The organism is uncultured Veillonella sp. (assembly GCF_963522475.1).
Taxonomy (GTDB): domain Bacteria; phylum Bacillota; class Negativicutes; order Veillonellales; family Veillonellaceae; genus Veillonella.
This window is the reverse complement of record NZ_CAUQYW010000031.1, coordinates 1-2,505: the sequence shown is the minus strand read 5'-3', so window position 1 is coordinate 2,505 and position 2,505 is coordinate 1. Positions and strand designations below refer to the sequence as shown.

4 protein-coding genes are annotated in these 2,505 nt (G+C 33.9%); all 4 read left to right on the top strand.

The window, feature by feature from the left end; genetic code table 11:
* The coding region (locus tag RWP19_RS09425; RefSeq protein WP_314357438.1) for a bacteriocin at positions 1-369 on the top strand (369 nt) is incomplete at its 5' end.
* A complete protein-coding gene (locus RWP19_RS09420) occupies positions 362-721 on the top strand; it encodes a hypothetical protein (protein ID WP_314357437.1) in 360 nt (119 codons plus the stop codon). The genes RWP19_RS09425 and RWP19_RS09420, both read left to right, overlap by 8 nt.
* 48 nt (positions 722-769) lie before the next feature.
* Positions 770-1,240 carry a glycosyl transferase family 4 gene (locus RWP19_RS09415; RefSeq protein ID WP_314357436.1) on the top strand — a complete coding sequence of 157 codons (471 nt, stop codon included), beginning with the start codon at positions 770-772 and terminating at the stop codon, positions 1,238-1,240.
* A 30-nt stretch (positions 1,241-1,270) separates the two neighbouring features.
* Positions 1,271-2,505, top strand: a 1,235-nt coding sequence (locus RWP19_RS09410; protein WP_314357435.1) for an SMI1/KNR4 family protein, incomplete at its 3' end; no start/stop codon positions are given.

Genomic DNA, 2,505 nt, shown 5'->3' with positions numbered 1-2,505 from the left:
ACCTATAAATATGAAGGTATTACACTGAATGAAGTTGAACAAAATCTGTATGCTATTGAGGACCAAGAGCAAGACTTTGTAATTATTTCTCCATTAAAGGCAATCTCCATAGATAATAAACTATATAACTTTGTACAGGTTTGTAGTGATCAAGATACCGATTTATTACATATAGAGCTTAGTGTAACTAATGATGGTGACCGAGGTGCCATCATATATGGTAAAAATGAACTAGGCCACCAAGAGGTGTTACAGATCATAGAAGACTTTATTGTACATCAAAAGGTTCTAGCATTAGATAGTTGGGACATAGTATTAGATCTTAGACCGAAGATGGAAAGTTATGTAAAGGGTTCCGAAAATGACTAATGATGTAAAATATGATGAACTGTTAAAGCAATATACCTGGTCCTATGAAGGAATACAATTTTGTTGGGATGAGAAGCCAACGGATGCTAATGTAGATACTGCTAAATTATTAGCTACTAATTATCATAAGAATATAGATTCCATTGTTACTTTCATTCATAACGAAATTCTAGATTGGTATGGCGATATAACCATTGATGAAGTGAAAACACGGATAGGTATGCCTATTATTGAACCTGAACGTGATGTTGTAACCTATTGCGAGCAAACCTTTGATGATACACATATTTTTTCCTTTACATTTTGGGATAATGAATTCAAAGATCTACATTACTTTGCCATAGATGGATAATATATTCTCTAATGATTTAGTTACTACCAATAGCATGCGGAGTCTATTATGTTATATACACCGAATAACCTTTTGTATAAGTATATTCGCTATCGATTTAGACGAATTCAGATTCAATGTAATATAGTATATGATATAGCACCAGAGGACGAAGATGAGATTTGCTGTAATCTGTTAAAACAGAGAGCGAAGATATTAATTCCAGTTGGCATAGTATATGCATTAATATTTGCCCTTACTTTCACTTGGCTATTAGGCACAAGTGAGGAATTGAACCCATTAATGCAATGGGAAGTAAGAATTATTGACTATGTTATACCATTTTTAAATACCATTGATTTTAAGTGGTATGCGTATTCACTGAATTTATTGTGGGCAGCCCTTATATTGGCCCCTATCGGGATTATAAATGTATGTCCTTATATCATTTTTTCCTATATTATAGATACTATTTTGATACGGCGTGAGGTGAAAGCTTTAATAAAAAAATATTCTATTGATGACATAAAATGTGGTTAGATTATATCTATTTGGCTAGGAGAGAGTATCATGAGTCATCTAAAAGATTTCAATTGGACTGGATTTTGGAAAGACACCGATTATGCATTTGAGTCCTATATAGGTAGAGAGGTTATCGATCAGGATATTAAGAATGCTGAAGCTGAACTAGGCTATACATTGCCTACAGCATATATAGAGCTACTTAAAAACCATAATGGTGGTGTAGTAAATAAGAATTGTTTTATTAACGATGATGACGATTGTGTATATATAACAGGAATATATGGCATTGATAGAGATAAAAAATACTCTCTTTTAGGTGAGATGGGTAATGAATTTTGGATTTCAAAAGTAAAATATCCCCCTATCGGTATCGTTGTAGCCGATACGATTTCTGGTGGTCATGATATGATTTTCCTTGATTATCGTGAGTGTGGTCCTACCGGTGAGCCTAAGGTTGTACGTGTAGATCAAGAATGTGATTACTCAATTACTCCGTTAGCAGATAATTTTGGTGACTTTATTAAGAACTTATATTTCAGTATAGAAGACATTACGGATGAAGAGTTTCAAGAATTAAGTGATGTGGAAAAGGTTAAGCTCCTTAATGAACAAGAGGGCATCGATTTCAAGCGTGCGATGGAGTTATTAACTAACATAGGCATTGATAATTTGTCTCCTATACTATTAAGCGCCTTAGGACGTATGTATAACAATAATGGCCGCACAGCAGAGGCTATCGAGTTATTTGAACGTATCGATGAGGCACATCGCGATTGGTCTTGGTATTATCGTTGTGGCTATGCTCATGGGATGCTAGGGTATGGTAAAAGCTATGAATCTGAACATGTACAGAAGGCATTACAATTAATAGAAACAGGCATAAAAATGACGAAAGAAGCCCATTTAGATAAACAACTTGGTTGGTGCTGTGAAGTAGTAAAATATCACCTATTTAAAATCAAGCCGAAAGAGTACAAGGAGGATTATCCTGTGATATTTGAAACCATTAAGAATGTATTTGATAAGAAAAACAGTCAAGATGCTACAGAAGGTAAAGATATTGAAGACGTTAATGAATGCGAAGAAGATAACTATCCTACATATGATACAGTGCATTGGATACTTAACAAGCATACGTATAGTAGAGATGAGTTTTCAAAAGAATATTATAAAATTGTAGAAAAATATGTAGATGATGATCAAGCAGATGACGATGATAGATTAGAAGAACCTGAAATTCTAGTAACCTATGAAGCTTGGATTGAAAGTGAAGACCAACT

Excerpts from the sequence above, each read along its gene's own strand:
- RWP19_RS09420 (WP_314357437.1), top strand. The coding sequence starts at position 362 with ATGACTAATGATGTAAAATATGATGAACTGTTAAAGCAATATACCTGG.
- RWP19_RS09415 (WP_314357436.1), top strand. The coding sequence starts at position 770 with ATGTTATATACACCGAATAACCTTTTGTATAAGTATATTCGCTATCGA.